General features: G+C 48.8%; 19 protein-coding genes. 14 read left to right on the top strand and 5 right to left on the bottom strand.

Features of this window, described 5'->3' with window-relative positions; genetic code table 11:
- Positions 1-149: 149 nt before the first annotated feature.
- The 5 genes from DRW41_RS12085 to DRW41_RS12105 all read left to right on the top strand — a co-directional run bounded on the left by DRW41_RS12085 (position 150) and on the right by DRW41_RS12105 (position 3,044).
- Positions 150-803 carry a histidine phosphatase family protein gene (locus DRW41_RS12085; protein ID WP_342771992.1) on the top strand — a complete coding sequence of 218 codons (654 nt, stop codon included), beginning with the start codon at positions 150-152 and terminating at the stop codon, positions 801-803.
- The gene (locus tag DRW41_RS12090; RefSeq protein WP_115452258.1) at positions 804-1,586 is read left to right on the top strand and encodes a GNAT family N-acetyltransferase; all 783 of its coding nucleotides are present in this window, start codon (positions 804-806) and stop codon (positions 1,584-1,586) included.
- Positions 1,587-1,675: 89 nt separating this feature from the next.
- Entirely contained in the window at positions 1,676-2,206 is a 531-nt protein-coding gene (locus DRW41_RS12095; RefSeq protein ID WP_115452259.1) for an RNA polymerase sigma factor, read from the top strand.
- Positions 2,181-2,795 (top strand): hypothetical protein, encoded by a 615-nt coding sequence (locus tag DRW41_RS12100; protein WP_115452260.1) that lies wholly within the window; start codon positions 2,181-2,183, stop codon positions 2,793-2,795. The genes DRW41_RS12095 and DRW41_RS12100 overlap by 26 nt, the downstream gene beginning before the upstream one ends.
- A gap of 72 nt (positions 2,796-2,867) precedes the next feature.
- Positions 2,868-3,044, top strand: coding sequence for a DUF4083 family protein (locus DRW41_RS12105; protein WP_181884526.1), 177 nt, complete (start codon positions 2,868-2,870; stop codon positions 3,042-3,044).
- Positions 3,045-3,093: 49 nt separating this feature from the next.
- Here the strand turns inward: DRW41_RS12105 and DRW41_RS12110 are convergent, their stop codons facing one another.
- A complete protein-coding gene (locus tag DRW41_RS12110) occupies positions 3,094-4,383 on the bottom strand; it encodes a purine/pyrimidine permease (protein ID WP_115452262.1) in 1,290 nt (429 codons plus the stop codon).
- Between the two features lie 268 nt (positions 4,384-4,651).
- On the opposite strand from DRW41_RS12110, the gene yknW reads away from it, so the two are divergent.
- Genes yknW through DRW41_RS12130 form a run of 4 tightly spaced genes read left to right on the top strand, consistent with a single transcriptional unit; the run spans position 4,652 to position 8,329 of the window.
- Positions 4,652-5,323 carry a YknW family membrane protein gene (gene yknW, locus DRW41_RS12115; RefSeq protein ID WP_115452263.1) on the top strand — a complete coding sequence of 224 codons (672 nt, stop codon included), beginning with the start codon at positions 4,652-4,654 and terminating at the stop codon, positions 5,321-5,323.
- Positions 5,323-6,450, top strand: coding sequence for an efflux RND transporter periplasmic adaptor subunit (locus DRW41_RS12120; RefSeq protein WP_115452309.1), 1,128 nt, complete (start codon positions 5,323-5,325; stop codon positions 6,448-6,450). Before yknW ends, DRW41_RS12120 begins: the two co-directional genes overlap by 1 nt.
- Complete coding sequence (locus DRW41_RS12125) at positions 6,447-7,139, top strand: ABC transporter ATP-binding protein (RefSeq protein ID WP_115452264.1); 693 nt, start codon at positions 6,447-6,449, stop codon at positions 7,137-7,139. The genes DRW41_RS12120 and DRW41_RS12125 overlap by 4 nt, the downstream gene beginning before the upstream one ends.
- Entirely contained in the window at positions 7,136-8,329 is a 1,194-nt protein-coding gene (locus DRW41_RS12130; protein ID WP_115452265.1) for an ABC transporter permease, read from the top strand. The genes DRW41_RS12125 and DRW41_RS12130 overlap by 4 nt, the downstream gene beginning before the upstream one ends.
- Positions 8,330-8,483: 154 nt before the next feature.
- On the opposite strand, the gene DRW41_RS12135 is transcribed toward DRW41_RS12130, so the two are convergent.
- Positions 8,484-10,142, bottom strand: a complete 1,659-nt coding sequence (locus DRW41_RS12135; RefSeq protein WP_115452266.1) for a glutamine--tRNA ligase/YqeY domain fusion protein — start codon at positions 10,140-10,142, stop codon at positions 8,484-8,486.
- 180 nt (positions 10,143-10,322) lie between these two features.
- Between DRW41_RS12135 and DRW41_RS12140 the strand changes: the two genes are divergently transcribed.
- Together DRW41_RS12140 and DRW41_RS12145 are read left to right on the top strand one after the other, a co-directional pair.
- Positions 10,323-11,300, top strand: a complete 978-nt coding sequence (locus tag DRW41_RS12140; protein ID WP_115452310.1) for a Gfo/Idh/MocA family protein — start codon at positions 10,323-10,325, stop codon at positions 11,298-11,300.
- Between the two features lie 136 nt (positions 11,301-11,436).
- Positions 11,437-12,456 (top strand): 4Fe-4S binding protein, encoded by a 1,020-nt coding sequence (locus tag DRW41_RS12145; protein WP_245959422.1) that lies wholly within the window; start codon positions 11,437-11,439, stop codon positions 12,454-12,456.
- Positions 12,457-12,655: 199 nt separating this feature from the next.
- Here the strand turns inward: DRW41_RS12145 and DRW41_RS12150 are convergent, their stop codons facing one another.
- Both DRW41_RS12150 and DRW41_RS12155 read right to left on the bottom strand, forming a co-directional pair.
- Positions 12,656-13,726, bottom strand: coding sequence for a diguanylate cyclase (locus DRW41_RS12150; protein WP_115452268.1), 1,071 nt, complete (start codon positions 13,724-13,726; stop codon positions 12,656-12,658).
- A 219-nt stretch (positions 13,727-13,945) separates the two neighbouring features.
- Entirely contained in the window at positions 13,946-14,206 is a 261-nt protein-coding gene (locus tag DRW41_RS12155; RefSeq protein ID WP_115452269.1) for a hypothetical protein, read from the bottom strand.
- A 297-nt stretch (positions 14,207-14,503) separates the two neighbouring features.
- On the opposite strand from DRW41_RS12155, the gene DRW41_RS12160 reads away from it, so the two are divergent.
- The 3 genes from DRW41_RS12160 (at position 14,504) to DRW41_RS23625 (ending at position 17,829) form a co-directional block, all read left to right on the top strand.
- Complete coding sequence (locus DRW41_RS12160) at positions 14,504-15,664, top strand: DEAD/DEAH box helicase (protein ID WP_115452270.1); 1,161 nt, start codon at positions 14,504-14,506, stop codon at positions 15,662-15,664.
- 433 nt (positions 15,665-16,097) lie between these two features.
- Positions 16,098-17,582, top strand: a complete 1,485-nt coding sequence (locus DRW41_RS12165; protein WP_115452271.1) for an amidase — start codon at positions 16,098-16,100, stop codon at positions 17,580-17,582.
- 112 nt (positions 17,583-17,694) lie between these two features.
- A complete protein-coding gene (locus DRW41_RS23625; RefSeq protein ID WP_281272305.1) occupies positions 17,695-17,829 on the top strand; it encodes a hypothetical protein in 135 nt (44 codons plus the stop codon).
- Between the two features lie 219 nt (positions 17,830-18,048).
- Here DRW41_RS23625 and DRW41_RS12170 read toward each other — a convergent pair whose 3' ends face one another.
- Entirely contained in the window at positions 18,049-19,572 is a 1,524-nt protein-coding gene (locus tag DRW41_RS12170; RefSeq protein WP_115452272.1) for an FAD-dependent oxidoreductase, read from the bottom strand.
- Positions 19,573-19,583: the final 11 nt, after the last annotated feature.

Genomic DNA, 19,583 nt, shown 5'->3' on the forward strand with positions numbered 1-19,583 from the left:
GATGGAAAAAATAATATCAAATAAAATCATGGCTATTATATAACTATCAAAATAATTTGTAAATTCTGAATATGTCAGAATGACAGTGCTTTTATTGTGATTTTCCCAATGCGATTTTAATAGAATAGGCTTGTATTTTTGCTAGCGGAATGGATGGAACGAGGGCAAAGCCAGTAGTCGGCTATAGGAAGAAGTTGACATTTACCATTTGCAGCGTAAAAATTAAAGTCAAATTGGTTAGGAAGGCGGAATCTGCCGTGAAAACAATCTACCTTATCCGCCATTGCCAGGCGGAAGGCCAGGAAAGGGAAGCAAGGCTTACGAAAGCCGGTGAAAGCCAGGCGAGGGAGCTTGCGGCATTTTTAAAGAACAAACAAATCGATAGGATCGTCTCAAGCCCATTTGAAAGGGCGGTTTCGACCATCCGCCCATTTGCGGAGGAAGCTGGAATGGATATAGAGACAGACGAACGGCTTACGGAGCGGGTATTGTCGGGGGCGCCAAAACCGAATTGGCTTGAGATGCTGGAAAAATCGTTCAGTGATCCCGGCTTGGCTTTTGAAGGAGGAGAGTCCGCAGCCGAGGCGGGGAAACGCGGCATTGATGCTATTAATAAAGTCCTTGAAAAGAGCGGTAAAAATGCGGTGGTTGTCACGCATGGAAATCTGATGGCCACAATTCTCAGACACTATGACAATAGCTATGGGTTCGAACTATGGAAGTCCCTCTCGAATCCGGATGTGTTTGAACTCACGTTTAAAGGCAATAGCCCGAAGATTAAGAGGATCTGGGAGTGGAATTAGGTGGAAGGATACGAGGAATTAGTGATGGAAAAAGTGAGCCGTATTCGTGGCTTGTTCAAGCGTGAGTTTAAAATCTTGGAAGGCCTTCCGATTTCAATTGTACTCGAACAAATTGAGCCTGGAACAGTACCGGATTGGGAAGAAAAAGTCTCGGAACTCATTGAGATTTCAGGAGAACTTGGAGTGGAACGCGTTGGGGTCACTTTGCATAAAGGAAACCCGGAAGCAGAGATGTTGGGCAATCTTCTGCTTGAAAAGGGATTTGAACATTTCTCTTCAAAAGTGGATGTAATCAAGGATTTAAATAAACACGAGAAACCCGATGAAAAACTAATGTGGAGGTCTCTTGAATCTCCGGAGCTAACTGAAGAGGAGTTTAAAGATTACTGGGAGCAAGCGATGCGTTTTTCCGCTAATCAGGCATCCTCTTTGTCGATGGACCAGCAGCTTGCTTCGGTCAAGGCGGAGCTCGGGGCAGAGTGGAAGGGTGCATGCCGTGTCTTTTATATAGAGGGGAAAGCGGTTGGTGTGGGCATTCCCCATATCGAACCTGGAATGCCTGGTGAGGGAAGGCTTTTCTATTTCGGAATCCTACCTGAGGCAAGGGGGCGGGGGCTTGGTGCGTTTTTACATAAAAATGCCCTTTCAATGCTTAAGGCCATTGGAGCCGACTATTATGTTGGGAGTACGCATCTGGCAAATGTGGCGATGCAGCGGGTATTTGAGCGGAATGGATGCAGCGTCAGGTCTTATACCGAGTCGTATTATTTTTATTTTAAATAGAATGAGTGCTGCGTCGTTAATTTTTAATTTTTTGCCACAAATGGCGCATGGTTCCGTCTACTATATGAGGCGAAAGCGGAGGATAGCCGATGTCGAGGAAAGAGATTATTTCAGAGTGGTTTCGGCAGTACAGCCATGATGTATACAATTTTTTGATTTACTATACGGGGAAGCGCGATGTGGAGGACCTGGTGCAGGAGACGTTCATCAAGGCGCTGAAGGGGCTGGAGCGGTTCAATTACAATTCAAGCCCGAAGACGTGGCTGTTTACGATTGCCCGGAACCAAGCAATTGACGAAGCGCGGAAAAAGAAAAACAGGATATGGGACAAAATTTCCCGTTTAGATAAGTCGAATGAAGGGATGGACAGGGAAACTCCGGAGACGATTTTCGAGGGGAATGAGCAGGCGCAGGAGCTGCTGGCGGCAATCCACGGGCTGAAACAAAATTATCGTGACGTTGTAATCCTTCGGGGAATCAAGGAGCTGAGCGTCTCGGAAACAGCCGCGGTGCTTGGCTGGACCGAGGATATGGTCCGGTCCAATTACCACCGCGCCCTAAAAGCGCTCAGGAAGGAAAAAGGGGGTGGCCTTGATGAACAGCCAGGACGAATTTCGTGAGTTGGAATCACAATTGAACAGCCTTCCTTCTAAAAAATTAAATCCGGAATCGTTCGATGAGATCCATCAGCGTCTAATGATTGAGGCCGAAGCGTTAGATCGGAGAGTAAGAAGGGGTTCAATTTTGAAAAAAACAGCAATGGGAATGGCCGGTGCCGCGGCGCTTTGCATGATGCTGTTCCTTGGATTTTCGATGGGTCCGCAGACAAATTCGAGCGAGTCGTCGAAAATGTCGGGGCAAAAGAATGATGCGAAAGTCTCCGAGGATAGGGATGCTTCCGAGAGTGCGCCACATTTCAACGGGAAATTAGTTGTTGAAACCGGGGACGGCGCTACAAAGGAAATCACAGACCAGACCGAAATCGACAATGCCAATGATATCCTAGTAGATGCGGAATGGGAAAATGCGAAGATGCAAATGGCCACTCCGCCTGATTGGAAACTCAATAATCGGTATTTGGTCTGGCTCACTCCGAGCAGCGACCAGCTGGAGATTATTGTGAATGGTGAAAACAAATATAAAAAGCTGTCAAAGGAAGACTCGGAGGAGTTGTATGAAATCATCACCGGGAAAAAGCTAGGGGATTAGTGCATTTTAAAAAAAGATTCGAAACTAATCAGCTTCCCGCTCGTATAAGTGTAAAAAGGAAGGTGGATGAAGATGGGTGATGTCATTTCTCAATTGCTCCCCCTTGTTCTCATGCTGGTATTCTTTGTGTCCCTAGGGTTGTTTGTAAACCGATTGGTGCGGAATCAAAAGGAACGGACCGCTTCAACCATGGAAATTGAAAGAAAACTTGACCACATCATTAAATTGCTGGAAAAACAGCAATCATAAACAGAGTCCCTGGCCTGAATAGCCAGGGGTTAAAATTGTAGGCGTGGAGTTATGCCGTTTCTTTATCAGTGATCGCCTTTTTCCTAGTAAACACTTCCATGGCAAGGGCGATCAACGTGCCGACGACCAGGCCATTGCTAAGCAGTGTGACAGCAAGTGGCGGGAGCACCGAAAAAGAGTTCAAAGGGATAAACATTAAGCCTATGCCCGTGAATAAAGGGATGGCCGCCTTTTTGATTACTGTTTCCGCATCCTGGCTATGGAAGAGTTCCTTTAAGCCAAGGGTTAAAATCTCCACATAAACCGGCAGGATTGCAGCATAGCCCACCGCGACGGGAAGTGTTGAGAAAAATGCCATAATCGGTGAAAACAGGCTGGCCGCAAGCACGAGGCCGGACCCGATAATAAATGGGCCCTTTGTGAATACTTTATTCGTCTGAATAAAGCCAGCAGCTCCCGAGATGGCCACGGTCCCCATGGTGGAAAACAGGCCGCCGAGCATTTGGCTGATGCCCATGGTGATTCCCGCTTTCATCGAGCTTGGCTTGAGCGGTGTTTCGGTATGTGGTTGTACGACTTTTTCGACAACCTTAATGCTTGCGATCATATTGGTAATTAAGAGGATGGTGATCAGGAAAATAATCGGCAGCATGCCGGGTTCAATTCTCGGTCCCCCAAAAACGAACATGGAAGGAAGCTGGAACACGTGCTCCGTTTTTGCAATAGCTCCTGAGCCGAGGTTTAAAATTGAGTATAACGCCCAGCCGGCGCCAAGGCTGATGATGATGCTGAACTGGCCAAGCATTTTGCTGCGCCCCAGTGCAAACGAGAGAACCGCTGTAAAAGCGGATACGAACACTATTTTTAGGCTGACAGCACCATTGGATGTTACCCCGAGCATCCCATTCAAAAACGAACCGCTCAGCTGGACAATCAGTAAAATCAGATATGTTCCAATAACGGTGGAAGTAAACAGTTTGGACAAACGGTTCACAAGGCCGAGAGCCGTCATAAGGATGGCGATGATTCCGCTGATGATAAGCGAAAATTCCATTACCTTCAGTGTTTCATGGGCGGAACCATACAGGGTTTTCCCGATTCCCGCATATAATATGAAAAATCCCCACCATAAACCGGCAGGTCCCTCGTTGATCGGCAGTTTGTGGCCGAAAGCAACTTGCAAAAGTCCGGTTAAAGCCAGGACAAAAAAAGTCCTGGAGACGAAATCAATAGAGTCCTGCCCGGAAATTCCATAAAGCGCACCGACTGAAACGGGAACCACAATACTGCTCGAAACGATAAATAAAAACCATTGAATAGAGGCAATTAGTTTCCTCAAAGTAAGACCCCTTCGCTGTCCGAATCACTTGATGCATAAAAAAACTATCATATCCGCTTCAGGACGGTCAACCTGGCAAGTGCCCGAGTGTTAAATTCAATCTTTTCTGAAAACAATTGCCATAAAGGAAATACTCCGTTAAGGATGCCGAGTTTCCTTTGAAATACTCCAGGCATTTGTAAAAAAATTACCGGAATGCCATATATCTATTTAACCATATCCCTTATTATGGTACGTTTTCCATAAGGAGAAAAGAGGAGGAACAACTATGGAAACCCAAATTGAAACAAATGCGGCGAAGCAGCCGCCATCCCTAATCGGCATCTTTACGAGCCCGGGAGAGCAGTTTAAAAGGATTAGGACAAACCCGAAAATCTGGGTGCCGCTTCTGATTGTAGCGGTTGTTAATGCGGTTGGGATGGGAATCATGGCAATGATGATGGATTCGGACATGCTTATTAAACAGGGGGTGCCAGAGGAAAATGCTGATACCATCCTTGGCTTTACCCGGATTGCGATGGTTGCGACCGGAGTCATCACTCCCGCAATCGGCGCGCTGATTTCAAGTGCGATTATGATAGCTGTCGCGAAGATTTCCAATGCCCCGGTTACATTCAGGCAGCTGTTTTCCATGAACACCTACATAAGTTTTGTCGCCGCTATCGGCCACCTGCTTAATATGGCTGTTGGGTATCTGATAGGCGCGGATGCGGAAACCCATGTAACAAGCCTTGGCGGACTGCTTGGAAAAGGCAGTTCAGGGGTCCTTGGTGCAATTGAATTATTCGCAATTTGGGGAATGGTGCTGACGGCAATCGGGCTCTACAGAACGGCGCGCTTTCCAAAAGGGCTTGCCTGGGCGGTTGCCATCGTCTTTTTCCTTTTCGGAATTGGGCTGGCCGCAATTGGAACTTTGATGCAAGGAGCGCCTAAACTTTGATGGAAAAGAAAAAGAAACTGTTAATCGGTTCTACAATTGTCCTTTTGCTGTTATCAATGATTAGCGTCAGCGTATATCGTGAAGTTTACGCTCAAGGGCCTTCCGTGAAAGTTTTTAAGGCCAAGGAGGATGCAATTTCCGCTTTCTTGATGGTGCCTGGCACCATAGCCCTCGAGGAGGAACAGGCCGTGTATATGACGCCTGAACGTGGGGCGCTGAAGGAAATTCTCGTGGAAGAAGGCCAATCCATAGCAAAAGGGACCGCGATCGCGCGTTTCGAAAATCCCCAGCTGCAGCTGGAGGATGAACAAAATGCGTTATCCCTTGAATCCAATGAATTGAAGATTACACAGCTTGAAGACCAAATCAGTAGTTTGAAAGACCAGGAGCAAACACTGACTGTAGGTCCCATTCCGAATCCAGCCGCATCTGCCCAAATCACTTCGCAAATCTCCCAGCTTGAAATGGAACTGAAAGTAGCTGAGCTGGAGAAGAGGCAAGCGGAGTTGCAGAGGGAGAGCATTGAGAAAAGAACCGCAGAGTTGGAGATTAAAAGTACGATAGACGGCACGGTCCTTCTTGTAAATGAAAATGGTTCGCTTCAAGGGACATCGGCCGGCAGCCCGATTGTCTTAATAGGAAAGATGGAAGGGCTTGTCGCCAAAGGACTTTTATCTGAATACGATACGCTGAAGGTGAGCGCCGGGCAGAAAGTTACCCTCCGTTCCGATGCGGTGCCTGATGAGTCGTGGCCGGGCGAGGTAATAAAGGTGGGTACACTTCCGGAATCCCAGGGAGGTATGGCGGCAAGCCAAACGGTCCAGTATCCTGTCATCGTGCAGCTTTCCGGGCCGAATCCCGTCCTGAAGCCGGGGTTCCAGGTTATTATGGAAATCGAGACGGAACAAAAAACTGCCATTGTCCTACCTGATACGGCTCTTGTAGACCAAGGGGATTCCCAGTATGTGTTTGTCGTCGAAAACAATATTGCCCATAAGCGGAAAGTAAAAACGGGAATCATGTCCGGGTCGAAAGTGGAGATCCTTAAAGGGATAAAAATAGACGATAAGGTTGTCGTCAATCCGCCGGAAAAATTGGAAGATGGCATGGAAGTGTCGGTAAAATGATTGAGCTTAAATCGATAACGAAGTCATATATGGTGGGAACCGAAAAAATTGATGTCCTAAAAAATGTGTCCGCTACAATTGAAGACGGAGAATTTGTCGCCATTATGGGTCCTTCGGGCTCCGGAAAATCGACGCTGATGAATATTATCGGGTGCCTTGATAAACCTACGGAGGGTTCTTACTTCCTCGATGGCGAGGATGTTTCCGGTTATAAGGAAGCCGAACTTGCCCGGGTAAGGAATGCGTCGATTGGGTTCGTGTTTCAGCAGTTCCACTTGCTCCCAAGGCTGTCAGCGTTAAGGAATGTAGAACTTCCGATGATTTATGCCGGCGTGACAAAGGCGGAGCGTGAAGAGAGGGCAGCGGAGGCTCTTGCAAAAATGGGCCTCGGCGACAGGATGGGCCATTTGCCCAATGCGCTCTCCGGAGGGCAAAAGCAGCGGGTCGCCATCGCCAGGGCAATTGTGAACAGGCCTTCCCTGATTCTCGCAGACGAACCGACAGGCGCGCTTGATACGAAAACAAGCCAAACCATCATGGAACAGTTCCGGGCATTGAATGAAGAAGGGGTGACGATCGTTGTTGTTACCCATGAACCCGAAATCGCCGAGTATGCGAACAGAACCATCCTTGTCCGTGACGGGGAAATCGTATCGGCCAAATCCCCTGATTGGGGGGTGGGCAAATGAGTGTGATGGAAAACTTCAAAATGGCACTCGGTTCGCTGAAAGCCCATAAAATGCGGTCGGTTTTGACCATGCTTGGAATCGTCATCGGTGTCGGCGCGGTCATCATCGTAGTCGCCATTGGCCAGGGTGGCGAAGCGATGCTCAAAACCCAGATAACAGGTCCGGGAAATACGATAGAAGTGTTTTACCAGCCTTCCGATGAAGAAATCCGCGCGAACCCGAACGTGTTCAATAGGGCGCCTTTTACCCAGGAGGACATCCGCGCCCTTGAAAGGATTCCGGAAATTAAACAGGTTGTCGCCTCAAGCTCGCAATTTTCATCCGCGCGCCTGCAGGATAAGACTATTGATGTTTCAGCAACCGGGATTACGAAGGATTACATCGGCCTCCACGAGCTTAAGGTGAAAAAAGGCCGGACGTTCTCGGCGTCCGATTTCCTTGGGGGAAGAAGGGTGGCACTGGCAAGCCACAAGCTGCAGGAAGAGCTTTTCAAAGGTAAGTCGCCGATCGGCAAAGTAATCCTCGTCGCCAATCATCCCGTGGAAATTATTGGGGTTCTGGAAAAGCCGGAAGGGCTGTTTGCGTTTGGGTCAATGGAAGTATATCTTCCGTTCCAAACATGGCGGACCATTTACGGAAAATCCGACTATACCCAGATTACGCTGCAGGCGGCCAACCCGGATAAAATCCAGGCAGCGGGAAAAAAAGCCGCTAAAACACTGAATTCCCTTCACAACACCGAAAAATCGTATCAGGTTATCAATATGGAGGAAATAGCGGCAGGCGTCGGCCAGGTGACGAAAATCATGACCTTGATCATCGGCAGCATTGCGGGAATTTCGCTGTTTGTCGGCGGCATTGGCGTTATGAATATCATGCTTGTTTCAGTCACCGAAAGGACGCGCGAAATTGGCATCCGGATGGCGCTGGGGGCGACAAGGAACCAAGTCCTGACCCAGTTCCTGATTGAATCTGTCACCCTGACCCTGATTGGCGGGATACTTGGCATCGGCCTCGGGTGGGGAATCGCGACACTTGTCAGCTTTTTTGCCGGGTGGCCATCACTTGTATCGTGGCAGGTCGTCGTAGTCGGCGTCCTCTTTTCGATGGTGATTGGCATCATATTCGGCATTCTGCCGGCCAACAAGGCATCCAAGCTAGACCCGATTGAATCGCTGAGGTATGAATAATAATGGAGAAGCCCATTCTTTGCGGCAACAGCCGTATAGAAGGGGCTTTTTTTATTTGCTATGGGTTTACCTTTTAAGGTGGAGCACATAGCCGATTAAAGCAAAAACCCCTTCCGCGCCTATAAATCCACAGGCGGAAAGGGGATTCTTCTTTCTATAATTTGAAGGAACTCTTCAGCGAAACAATCCGGTTAAATACTGGTTTTTCTGATGAAGTGTACTTTGAATCAACATTGAAATACCCATGGCGGAAGAACTGGAACTTATCCTGCGGCTTGACATCCTTCATGTTTGGTTCGACAAAGCCCTGAAGTACCTCCAGGGAGTTCGGGTTCACTTTGTCGAGGAACGATTTGGAATCGTCTTCGCCGTCTTCCTCGCCGTTATCATCGAGGATCAACGGCTCGTACAGGCGGAACTCGGCAGGAACGGCCTGAGTCGCTTCCACCCAGTGAATCGTACCCTTTACCTTGCGGCCGGTGAAGCCGGAACCGCTCTTTGTTTCATGGTCGTACGTACACCGGAGCTCAACGACATTGCCGTTTTCATCCTTAATGACTTCCTCGCATTTGATGAAGTACGCGTGCTTCAGGCGGACTTCATTGCCAGGGAAGAGGCGGAAGTATTTTGGCGGAGGATTCTCCATGAAATCATCCTGCTCGATGTAAATTTCGCGCGAGAACGGAATCTGGCGGATTCCCATGTCAGGGTTTTCCGGATTGATCTCGGCATCAAGCATTTCCACTTCGCCTTCGGGATAATTCGTAATAACTACCTTGAGCGGATTCAAAACACCCATTGTCCTTGGAGCCTTCAGTTTCAAGTCTTCCCGGACGAAGTGCTCGAGCATTTGCTCATCAACCGCGCCGGACCCCTTGGAAACGCCTGTTTCACGGACGAACGTGCGGATCGCTTCAGGCGTGTAGCCGCGGCGGCGCATACCGGAAATCGTCGGCATCCTCGGATCATCCCAGCCGTCAACAAAGCCTTCGTCAACAAGCTGCTTCAGTTTCCGCTTGCTCATCACCGTATTGGTGATGTTCAGGCGGCCAAACTCGATTTGCTGCGGGGTCGCATCCATTTCACACTGCTCGACAACCCAGTTGTAAAACGGGCGCTGGTCTTCGAACTCTATTGTACAGATCGAGTGGGTAATCCCCTCGATGGCGTCCTCGAGCGGGTGGGCGAATGCATACATTGGATAGATGCACCATTTGTCGCCGGTATTGTGGTGGGTTGCATGGGCAATCCGATAAATGACCGGGTCGCGCAGGTTGATGTTTGGCGAAGCCATATCAATTTTTGCCCGAAGGACCTTCTCGCCGTTCCCGAATTCACCGGCCCTCATCCGTTCAAACAAGGCAAGGTTTTCTTCGATGGACCGGTCCCTGTACGGGCTGTTCTTGCCTGGCTCCGTCAGTGTTCCACGGTATTGGCGGATTTCTTCGGCGGAAAGATCATCGACATAAGCGACGCCTTTTTTAATTAAAAGAACCGCCCTGTTGTACATTTCCTCGAAGTAATCCGAAGCGAAGTAAAGATTGTCCCATTCAAAGCCGAGCCATTGGACATCTTCCTTGATAGACTTGACGTATTCCACATCCTCCTTCAAAGGATTCGTGTCATCGAAACGAAGGTTTGTCGTGCCGCCGAATTCATCGGCAAGCCCGAAGTTCAGGATGATCGATTTAGCGTGGCCGATATGTAAATAGCCGTTCGGTTCAGGCGGGAATCGGGTGGCGACTGTTTTTCGCTTACCCGTTTCCAAATCGTTGATAATAATGTCGCGTATAAAATTAGACGGATTGTCCACAGTTTTCTACCTCTTTCAAATCGCGATAAATGATACTTGTATATATATCATAAATACTACTATTTTTCCATAATACCGGCGATTTAATAAGGAAACATCCGGCTTAGCCCCTAAATAATTCAAATACTCGGCAACAAAGTCTACAATTGAAGAAAATCAGGAAAGCAGGTTTTAGGAATGATTAAATTTGGCACGGTTGGCACGAGCTGGATTACGGAAGCGTTTATATCCGCCGCCAGGCAGAGCGGAAGGTTTGAACTGAAGGCAGTTTATTCAAGGTCACAGGAAAAAGCGAGGCGATTCGCGGAGGAAAACAATGCCCCATCAGCCTTTACAAGCCTTGATGAAATTTCGAAAAACAAGGACATCGACGCAGTGTATATCGCGTCACCCAATTCGCTCCATTTCGAACAAGCCCTTCTTTTTTTGAAAAATAAAAAACACGTCATTTGTGAGAAGCCGATATTCTCGAATATGAACGAATTGGAGGAAGCGTTCCGGACCGCCGAGGAAAATGACGTTTATTTATTTGAAGCCATCCGGAATATTCATTCTCCGAATTTGGATGTTCTCAAGCGGGAGCTCCATAGGGCTGGGGAGCTGAGAAGCGCGATCCTTCCGTATATATCCTACTCCTCGCGCTACGATCTTGTTTTAAAGGGGGAAGAACCGAATATTTTCTCTTCGGCCTATTCCGGCGGCGCGCTTGTCGATCTCGGGGTCTATCCTCTTTTCCTCGCAGTGGCCCTGTTTGGAAAACCGGAGCGGGCTGTTTACTCGCCGGTCATCCTGCCAACCGGCGTTGATGGTTCGGGAACTCTCGTATTGACGTACCCCGGGTTTGTTTGTACAATCATGTGCTCGAAAGTATCAACTTCAATCATTCCATGCGAAATCCATGGGGAAAATGGCACATTCATACTTGGCGACGCCGCCCCAATTTCAACCATCTCTTTCATTGACAGCCATACGAAGGACGAGTTAGAACTAGGTGAAAACCTTGAGGAGCAGGACATGGTATACGAAGCCGCGCGCTTCGCCGGCATCATCGAGAAAAGAGACTACCGCACATATGAACAACTAAAGCAGCTTAGCCGGACAGTTCTCGAATTAACGGAACAAGTACGGCTGCAAAGCGGAATTCATTTCGGCCTTTAGGGTGTCGGACATGAAATGGGCCACTTTACGTTCTGTGACAGTTTTCTGACATTGTTTAGTTTGTTATGTATATCACATATTCTTCTGCGATGATTTTCTATGATGGATATATAGGAATGAAATGGAGGGGAATATCGTGGCTGCTTTCACCCGGTTTTACAAGAGAATGAAGCGGCATCCGGTTCAGTACACAAGGATGGCGGTGCAGATTGTGTTCACACTGTTCCTGCTGTTCGTTGGTTTACGCTTTTATCAATTTTATGAGCATTTTAATTCCCTGGGGGCCGAGCCTTTTGTACCGAGGCCGTCCGCCGTTGAAGGCTTTCTCCCGATTAGCGCGCTGGTGGCGTTGAAGGTATGGATTACAACCGGGATATTCGACCCGATTCACCCTGCTGGGCTCGCGCTGTTCGCTTTTTTCGTCGCTTCGGGTTTCGTTTTCCGGAAGGCGTTCTGCGGCTGGATGTGCCCGATTGGCACGTTGAGCGAATGGATTGGCCGGCTTGGCAAAAAGCTTTTCAAACGGAATTTTGATGTTCCGAAGTGGCTTGGTTGGTTACTGAAGCCAATAAAATATTTAATCCTGCTGTTCTTCATAAAATTCATTGTCATCGATATGCCGGCATTTTATGCGATTGATTTCATGGCCGGCGATTACAACAAGATATCCGATGTGAAAATGATGCTGTTCTTTTTGCATATGGGCGGCCTCGGGCTGAAGGTGATTCTTGTTCTTGTGATCCTGTCCCTCTTCGTAAAAAATTTCTGGTGCCGCTTCCTATGCCCATATGGCGCAATGATCGGCATTGGCTCTGTTTTCGGGATTACGAAAATAAAACGCAACGAGGAAACATGCATTGACTGCAACGCCTGCACACGGGTTTGTCCGCAGCGTATTGCCGTAGCCAAGGTGAAAGCTGTCCGGACTCCGGACTGTTCGGCCTGCATGTCTTGTGTGGAGGTTTGCCCGGTTAAAGACACGCTGAACATGACGGTTGCCGGAAAAAAGGTCAATAAATGGGCAGTTCCCGCCGCCTTCTTCGCCGCCTTCTTCCTCGCCGTCGTGATTGCGAAGGCAACAGGCCACTGGAATACAATGATCTCTTATGAGGAATTCAGGATACTTATCCCGAACGTTTACAATATCGGCCATTAAACTCTAATTAAAAGGCCTGCCCATTTTCGGGGCAGACCATTATAAAGTTGTCTAGCTGCAGCGCCCAGCGCCTAGTGTACTTCGGTCCCCTCGCTACGATAAGTCAACATCGATTCGCTTTGGCTCATCGTGTTTCCTTTATCTCCATCGGGGCCCTCCAGTCCATACGGCGCTGAACGGGCGCTTGCACCTTTCTTAATTAACACACACGGTCCCTGCCAAGCTTTTTTGCAAGGTACAGTTGTTTATCGGCTTCTTCTATCGCTTCTTTCAGGCGGGAGGGCTCGGACAGTTCAGCGACTCCTATCGAAAGGGAAAGCGGAAAAGGAGGATTCCCATCAATTGAAAGGGTTGCCTGTTTCTTGGCGTCTTTCCGAATTTCCTCAAGTTTTTGCTTTACGGTTAAAATTCGTTCCGTGGCCATGTACAAAATAAATTCATCCCCGCCGTAGCGGGCAACGATAATATCTTTGCCGGAATGGGAAAGAAGGAGTCTGCCCACGTTCCCTATTGCGGCATCGCCAGCCTGGTGGCCGAATTTGTCGTTGATTTCCTTAAAGCGGTCGATATCGATCATGGCAATGAACATCCGATTTCCGGTCCGGCTGTGGTTCTGAAGCTTCTTCTCAAACTTCCGCATATTGTACAGGCCGGTTAACGGGTCACGTTCGGCATAAAACTGGAGCTTCCTGGTCATTTCGAGATGGCGCCTTCCCATTTCGACGAAAAAATACATTACGGCGAATGCCATTAGCAGCGCGCCAAGATGGGCGGCCGCGATTGAAACCGGCAAAAAGAGCCTGATTTTAACTGAGAGGAGATCGGAAGCGGCCCATGAAAGAACAATCACGCCAAGAAGATACCAATGAATCTGCCTTTTCGTTCCAAGGTAATTGGCAAGGATTGAAAAAGCCGCTGGAAGAAGAATCCCGAAAAGGACTCCCTGCGCGGCGGTCGGCCCGCCAAGCCCAAGCCGGTAAAGTGAGGCGATGGCCGCGACTGGCAATACATATTTCCAGCCATGAAAGAAACCGAGAAGGACAATCGGGATAATCCGTAAATCGACTCGGTGGCCCCCGCTCATGAATGGGAAATGAAACATTGAAATGACTGTCAATGCGACAATGAAAATATGTATCACGGGCAACCATGCCGCGCGGATTTTTTTCTCATCGGTTAAATGGTAAGCTGTATTGATACACAAGTGCATCAGCAAAAGGATGCCGAGGTTGGATAAAAAAGACTGCAGGATAACGATCCCTCCATTCACATGAAACCATTATAATACACATATCCATTCTTAACCTTAGGGTAGTATGAAAGATATATGAATAAACCAGTTTGTTCCTGTAATTAATGACAAAAACAAGCGCCGCTTATTTATTATTGCTGTGGAAAATATTATGCCACGCAGGAATTCCAAAGATTGAAACCATTTTGGAAAAATAAAAACCAGCCCGAGTTACTTCCAGGCTGGTTATAACGTACGTCAGACAACTTTTTTCCTGAAGACGAGCCAGTAGGAGGCGAGGCCCCCGATAATGAGGATGCCTGCTATTCCGGGGAGGATGTACCCATGGATTGGTGATGGGGCTTCAACGGATTTTTCACTGGCTGGCTTATGCGTTTCCCCGCCGGATGAGGCGGCCAAGGCGATTGGCTGGCTGCTGCCTGTATGTGTAGGTGAAATTGCTTGATTCGATATAAAAAGGAACAAAAGTCCGAAAATAACTAGAATTTTCTTTAACATTGTTTTCAACTCCGATATGGTATTATCGTGATGTTTTTATTTTAACATCGAAAGGTTGCCGGAAGGGGCCGAGCGGGCATTGTTCACAATAGTTTCATATTTGATGTGAAAATTTTTGGAAATTTGCTGTCTGGGTGTAAAGTTGTGAATATTGTGCCAAACAGTGGTGTGTGCACCATGAGGCGAACACCTTGGTGGCATGGGCCAATTTTTCCAAAAAAGGCCTTGGCCTTAAATGGATTTATGGGGCAATCTTCCTTATAATAAGGACAATCAAAAGCTGAAAAGGAGCAATCTATGCTAACGATACAGGAAACATTTAAGCCATTTATACATGATGTGTGGGAGAAGTCGGGTTTCAGCCGGCCGACGTCCATCCAGGAGGCGGCGATTCCGGCGATTCTTGATGGGCGCGACTTGATTGCGGAGTCGCCGACCGGGACGGGGAAAACGCTGGCGTATTTGTTGCCGGTTCTTGAGAAGGTCGACAGCTCGAGCCAGGCGCTTCAGGCGGTCGTGCTTGCGTCGAGCCAGGAGCTGATTATGCAGGTGTACCAGGAATTCCAGAAATGGTCGGAGGGGAGCGGGATTCGCGGGGCAACTTTCATTGGCGGGGCGAATGTGAAGCGCCAGCTCGAGAAGTTGAAGAAGAAGCCCCATATCGTTTTTGGGACGCCAGGCAGGATGAATGAGCTTATCAAGCAGAAAAAACTGAAAATGCATGAGGTGAAAACGATCGTCCTGGATGAGGGGGACCAGCTGTTGGTCCGTGAACATTTCGGGCCGGTGCTTGATATTGTAAAGTCGGCTCTGAAGGATCGCCAGGTTGTCCTGTTTTCGGCGACGATGAAGCAGGAGACCGAGCAGCTTGCGAAGAATTTGACGGAAAATCCCGAGGTTATCAGGATTACGAAGGATGAAGCGATAGAGCAGGGGACGGTGGAGCACATTTATTTTTCATGCGAGCCGCGCGAAAAGATGCTCCTGCTTGAAAAAATCGCCCGCCTGGATGGGATTAAGGTGCTGGCGTTCATTAACGATATTACGGAAATCCCGGTCATTACGGCGAAGCTTCAGTTCAAGGAACTGTCGGTGGGCCTTTTGCATAGCGAGATTGGGAAAATGGACAGGCAAAAGGCGGTAAAGGATTTCCGCGACGGAAAAATCAAAATACTTGTTGCCACAGATGTTGCGGCGCGCGGGCTTGATATCCAGGGTGTTACTCATGTCGTCCACGTTGATTTCCCGAAAGATATCGACCAGTATATCCATCGCTCCGGCCGGACAGGGAGGATGGGCGCGAACGGGACGGTCATTTCGCTCGTGACGGAGCGGGAGGAGCGCGAGCTGAAGGCATATGGCCGCAAGCTTGGCGTCGCTGTTGAGAAGCGCATTTTTTATAAAGGGAAAATTGCCGTTGAAAATGCCAGGGAGCTCGAACGGGCGAAAAAACGGTAGGAAACAGGGCGTCCACGCAGGTGGCGCCCTTTATAATTTCTCGGTCTGTGGATAATTAGTTCAGTAAAGTGCTCGTACAGGGATGGCCAGCCAGTCTTTCGGTCACTAAAGGAGGATTTAGCGCCCGAACAGCAGAGGCCAGCCGTTGCTTAGGTCACTAAGGGTGTTTTACAAAAAAGGATTCATAAGCGCTTTTATCGAATGTATGTAAGCGGATGGAGTTTCCAGTCCAGTTCTGTTTTTAACCCGCTTTGTGTAAACCGCTACTCAAAAGGCTGACTGTTATATGAAACGCGATGTTTTATAAGAGTTAAAAAACCAATCGATCTTAAGATTTATTCTTATGGGTTTTTAAAGACCTGCCCGAGAATTTTTTCGAAAAAACCGGTCATTTAACAGGTAGCATTTAAAAAAAGCAGCAGGGGGAGTTTGTTTGCAAAATCCAAGATTGAAGGAACTGCATGATACGTGGCTTGAAGAAGCGACAATTGGCGATATGCAGGAAAAAATGATGGCTGGGGAACTGACGTCCAAGGAACTTGTATTGATGTATTTATACCGGATTTCCCAGAATGACCGGAAAGGGCCGGAATTGAAGTCGGTGATTGAAATCAATCCGGACGCCGTACAGATTGCGGCCGCCCTCGATGCCGAGCGTGAAGTTTCGGGAGCGCGCGGGCCGCTTCATGGGATTCCGGTGCTTATTAAGGATAATATTGATACGGGGGACCGTATGCATACGAGCGCGGGTTCGAAGGCGCTGGCGGATTCGTATGCTCCCGCGGATTCGGAAGTGGCGCGCAGGCTCCGTGAAGCGGGGGCAGTCATTCTCGGGAAAACAAACATGACTGAGTGGGCCAATTTCATGGCAATCGGCATGAAGAGCGGCTATAGTTCAAGGGGCGGCCAGACGATTAACCCATATGGGCCAGGTACGTTTGACGTTGGCGGTTCAAGTGCGGGCTCGGGCGCGGCGATTGCGGCAAATTTCGCGGCGGTAGCTGTGGGAACGGAAACTTCCGGTTCAATCCTGAATCCTTCGGCGCAAAATTCGCTTGTCGGCATCAAGCCGACTGTTGGCCTGGTCAGCAGAAGGGGGATCATTCCGATTTCCCATACCCAGGATACGGCGGGCCCGATGGCTAGGACCGTTGCGGATGCGGCGTTATTACTGACCGTGCTTGCGGGCGAGGATAAAGAAGACCCGGCGACATTGGCGAGCAGGCTCGGCGGGGTGGACTTTACAATCCATTTGGAAAAAGGGCTTTCCGGTAAAAGGCTTGGGGTTGCTAGAGAACATTATTTTTCCAAAGCGGGGGAAAAGAGGGCGGCTGTCGTCGACAAGGCGATTGAAAAGCTTAAATCTCTTGGTGCTGAAGTGATTGATATAACGATTCCTTCCGCAAAAAAGCAATGGGATTGGGAGGTCCTCACCTACGAGTTCAAGGCAGGGGTGAACGCCTACCTGAAGGGGCTCGGGTCAAATGCGAAGGTGCGGACGCTTGCTGACGTGATAAGCTTCAATAAGGAAAATGAGGCGGAAATGCTCAAGTACGGCCAGGAAGTCTTGATCGGCTCGGAGGCTACAAGCGGGGGATTGTATGAGGAAGCCTATATCCGTTCACTCGAATTCAATGAGTACCATGCGAAAGACAATGGCATCGATTATGTGCTGTATGAATATCAGCTTGATGCGATTGTTTTCCCACATGATGAGGGTGCGGATCTTTCGGCGCGCGCAGGCTATCCTTCGATTGTCGTGCCAGCGGGCTTTACGGATGGCGGCGAGCCTGTCGGGATCACATTTACCGGAACAGCCTGGAGCGAGCCGGAGCTGATTCAGCTCGCGTTTGCGTTTGAGCAGGAAACGCATGCCCGGAAAACGCCAGCCTTGTGGAAAAGCGAGGCTGCAGAGTGATTTTTTAAAAATGTCCTGGAGCTTCAAGCAGAAACTGCCACTTTTCCAAAGTGAATAAACCCGTTTCCAGTGCCCAAACTAAAGATATCCTGAAAAAGGAGACGTGGTTCGGATGGGCAGAAAGAAGCTTGGAAACAGAAATGCGCAGATCAACAACAATAAAAGTGTGGGCAAGACAAGTTCGGAGCTTGTAAAGTTTACGACCGGCCAGGACAGGCTGGTTCGGAATCGGCCGAATGATGATTGATGCTCGATTGAACTTTGGAAGCCACTTCTATTCGGGAGTGGCTTTTTGTGTGTTTCTGTTTTTTTGCAACTTAACCGGCAACAAGATTATAAGTGAATAATTTACCCCGTTCTTTTTGTAAAAGAGGATTCGTTCAGGCTGTAGAATTTGATGAGCATTCCATAAATTAAGGGTGCCTAACAAAAATGAGGCAAAGGGTCCGTCCCTTGCCTCATTTTTTCAGCCTTCCAGCTTTTTAAGATTTTCGATTGCCGGGCCTTCCACAACTTCGCCGTCGTAAGCGAAACGCGAGCCGTGGCATGGGCAGTCCCATGTCTTTTCGGCACTGTTCCACTCGCATTCGCAGCCAAGATGTGTGCATGTCGTATCAACCAGATACAACTTGCCGGTTTCGTCCTTGTAGCCGCCGGCGCGGTTGCCATCGACCAGAACAACGCCGCCTTCGCCAACCGCAAGATCGCCGGGGAACTTGGGAATATACTCCAATTTCCCTTTTACAAGATGGCCGGCTACAGACGCATTGAAGCTGACCGCTTTTTTTAACGCCGGGTCGAGTTCGAATCGGGATGGGTGATAAAGCTTTTTGTACGGGCTTTCAAGATTGAGGACATAATCCGCCAATATGTGGCCGGCGAGTGTGCTTGTTGTCATGCCCCACTTTTTATAGCCCGTCGCAACAAGGATTGTTTCCTCATCGTCCTTCAACGGCCCAATGTATGGAAGCTTGTCGAGCGTATCCAAATCCTGTGCAGACCAGCGGTACATATAGTGCCCGTTTCCAAACACATCCTCCGAGAATTTAGCGAGCGCCAGATAATGCTTCTCTGTATTCTCACTTTTCCCGGTCCGGTGGTTTTCCCCGCCGATAATTAGCAGGTTATCCCCATCATGAGGCGTATAGCGGATTGAGCGCGTAGGAGAATCGGCGCTTATGTACATGCCGCCGGGATACTCTTTGTCCGATTTTACGCCGATTGCATACGAGCGGGACGCGTACATCCTTGCGAAGTAAAGCCCTCTTTTATCAAAAAATGGCCAGTGCGAGGCGATGATCGCATGCCCACACGATATTTTCTTGTCTTCCTTCGTATGCACCACGGTTCCGCCTTCAAGGGTGATGTCCTTCGCGGTGGTATTTTCAAACACCTGGCACCCTGCATCTACGGCTTTTTTCAAAAGAGCCCTTAAATACTTAAGGGGGTGGAACTGTCCCTGATCTTTCATTGCGAGCGCATTCTTGACTTCGATGTTAAACGGTATACTTGTGCGCAATTCGTGCGGAATGCCAAGCTTTTTATAAGCTTCGGCTTCGGTCTCGATTTTCGATTTGTATTCATCGGTTACCGAGTAAATGATGGCATCCTGTTCGCTGAAGTCGCAATCGATGTTTTCCTCGTTAATGACCCTTCTGATAAAACCGAGCGCATCGGAATGGGATTCATAGTAAAGCTTCGCGTTTTCCTCGCCAAAATGGCTGATCAGTTCATCATACAAAAGGCCGTGCTGCGCGGTGATTTTCGCGGTCGTATGCCCGGTCGTGCCGTTCAGAACGCTGCCGGCCTCGATTATCGCCACCTTTTTACCTTGTTTTGAAAGCAGGTAGGCAGCCGTGATTCCCGTCATTCCGGCCCCGACGATCGCAACATCGACTTCCAGATCCCCTTCAAGCCTGCCGAACTTCGGCAGGTCAATTTCCCGCCAATACGTTCTCGGATACTTTGGCATTCTACTTTGCCCGTCCATATTATTCCTCC

The organism is Neobacillus piezotolerans, assembly GCF_003362805.1.
Lineage (GTDB): Bacteria > Bacillota > Bacilli > Bacillales > Cytobacillaceae > Bacillus_D > Bacillus_D piezotolerans.

Excerpts from the sequence above, each read along its gene's own strand:
- DRW41_RS12085 (WP_342771992.1), top strand. The coding sequence starts at position 150 with ATGGATGGAACGAGGGCAAAGCCAGTAGTCGGCTATAGGAAGAAGTTG.
- DRW41_RS12095 (WP_115452259.1), top strand. The coding sequence starts at position 1,676 with ATGTCGAGGAAAGAGATTATTTCAGAGTGGTTTCGGCAGTACAGCCAT.
- DRW41_RS12100 (WP_115452260.1), top strand. The coding sequence starts at position 2,181 with ATGAACAGCCAGGACGAATTTCGTGAGTTGGAATCACAATTGAACAGC.
- DRW41_RS12105 (WP_181884526.1), top strand. The coding sequence starts at position 2,868 with ATGGGTGATGTCATTTCTCAATTGCTCCCCCTTGTTCTCATGCTGGTA.
- yknW (WP_115452263.1), top strand. The coding sequence starts at position 4,652 with ATGGAAACCCAAATTGAAACAAATGCGGCGAAGCAGCCGCCATCCCTA.
- DRW41_RS12120 (WP_115452309.1), top strand. The coding sequence starts at position 5,323 with ATGGAAAAGAAAAAGAAACTGTTAATCGGTTCTACAATTGTCCTTTTG.
- DRW41_RS12125 (WP_115452264.1), top strand. The coding sequence starts at position 6,447 with ATGATTGAGCTTAAATCGATAACGAAGTCATATATGGTGGGAACCGAA.
- DRW41_RS12130 (WP_115452265.1), top strand. The coding sequence starts at position 7,136 with ATGAGTGTGATGGAAAACTTCAAAATGGCACTCGGTTCGCTGAAAGCC.
- DRW41_RS12155 (WP_115452269.1), bottom strand. The coding sequence starts at position 14,206 with ATGTTAAAGAAAATTCTAGTTATTTTCGGACTTTTGTTCCTTTTTATA.
- DRW41_RS12160 (WP_115452270.1), top strand. The coding sequence starts at position 14,504 with ATGCTAACGATACAGGAAACATTTAAGCCATTTATACATGATGTGTGG.
- DRW41_RS23625 (WP_281272305.1), top strand. The coding sequence starts at position 17,695 with ATGGGCAGAAAGAAGCTTGGAAACAGAAATGCGCAGATCAACAACAAT.
- DRW41_RS12170 (WP_115452272.1), bottom strand. The coding sequence starts at position 19,572 with ATGGACGGGCAAAGTAGAATGCCAAAGTATCCGAGAACGTATTGGCGG.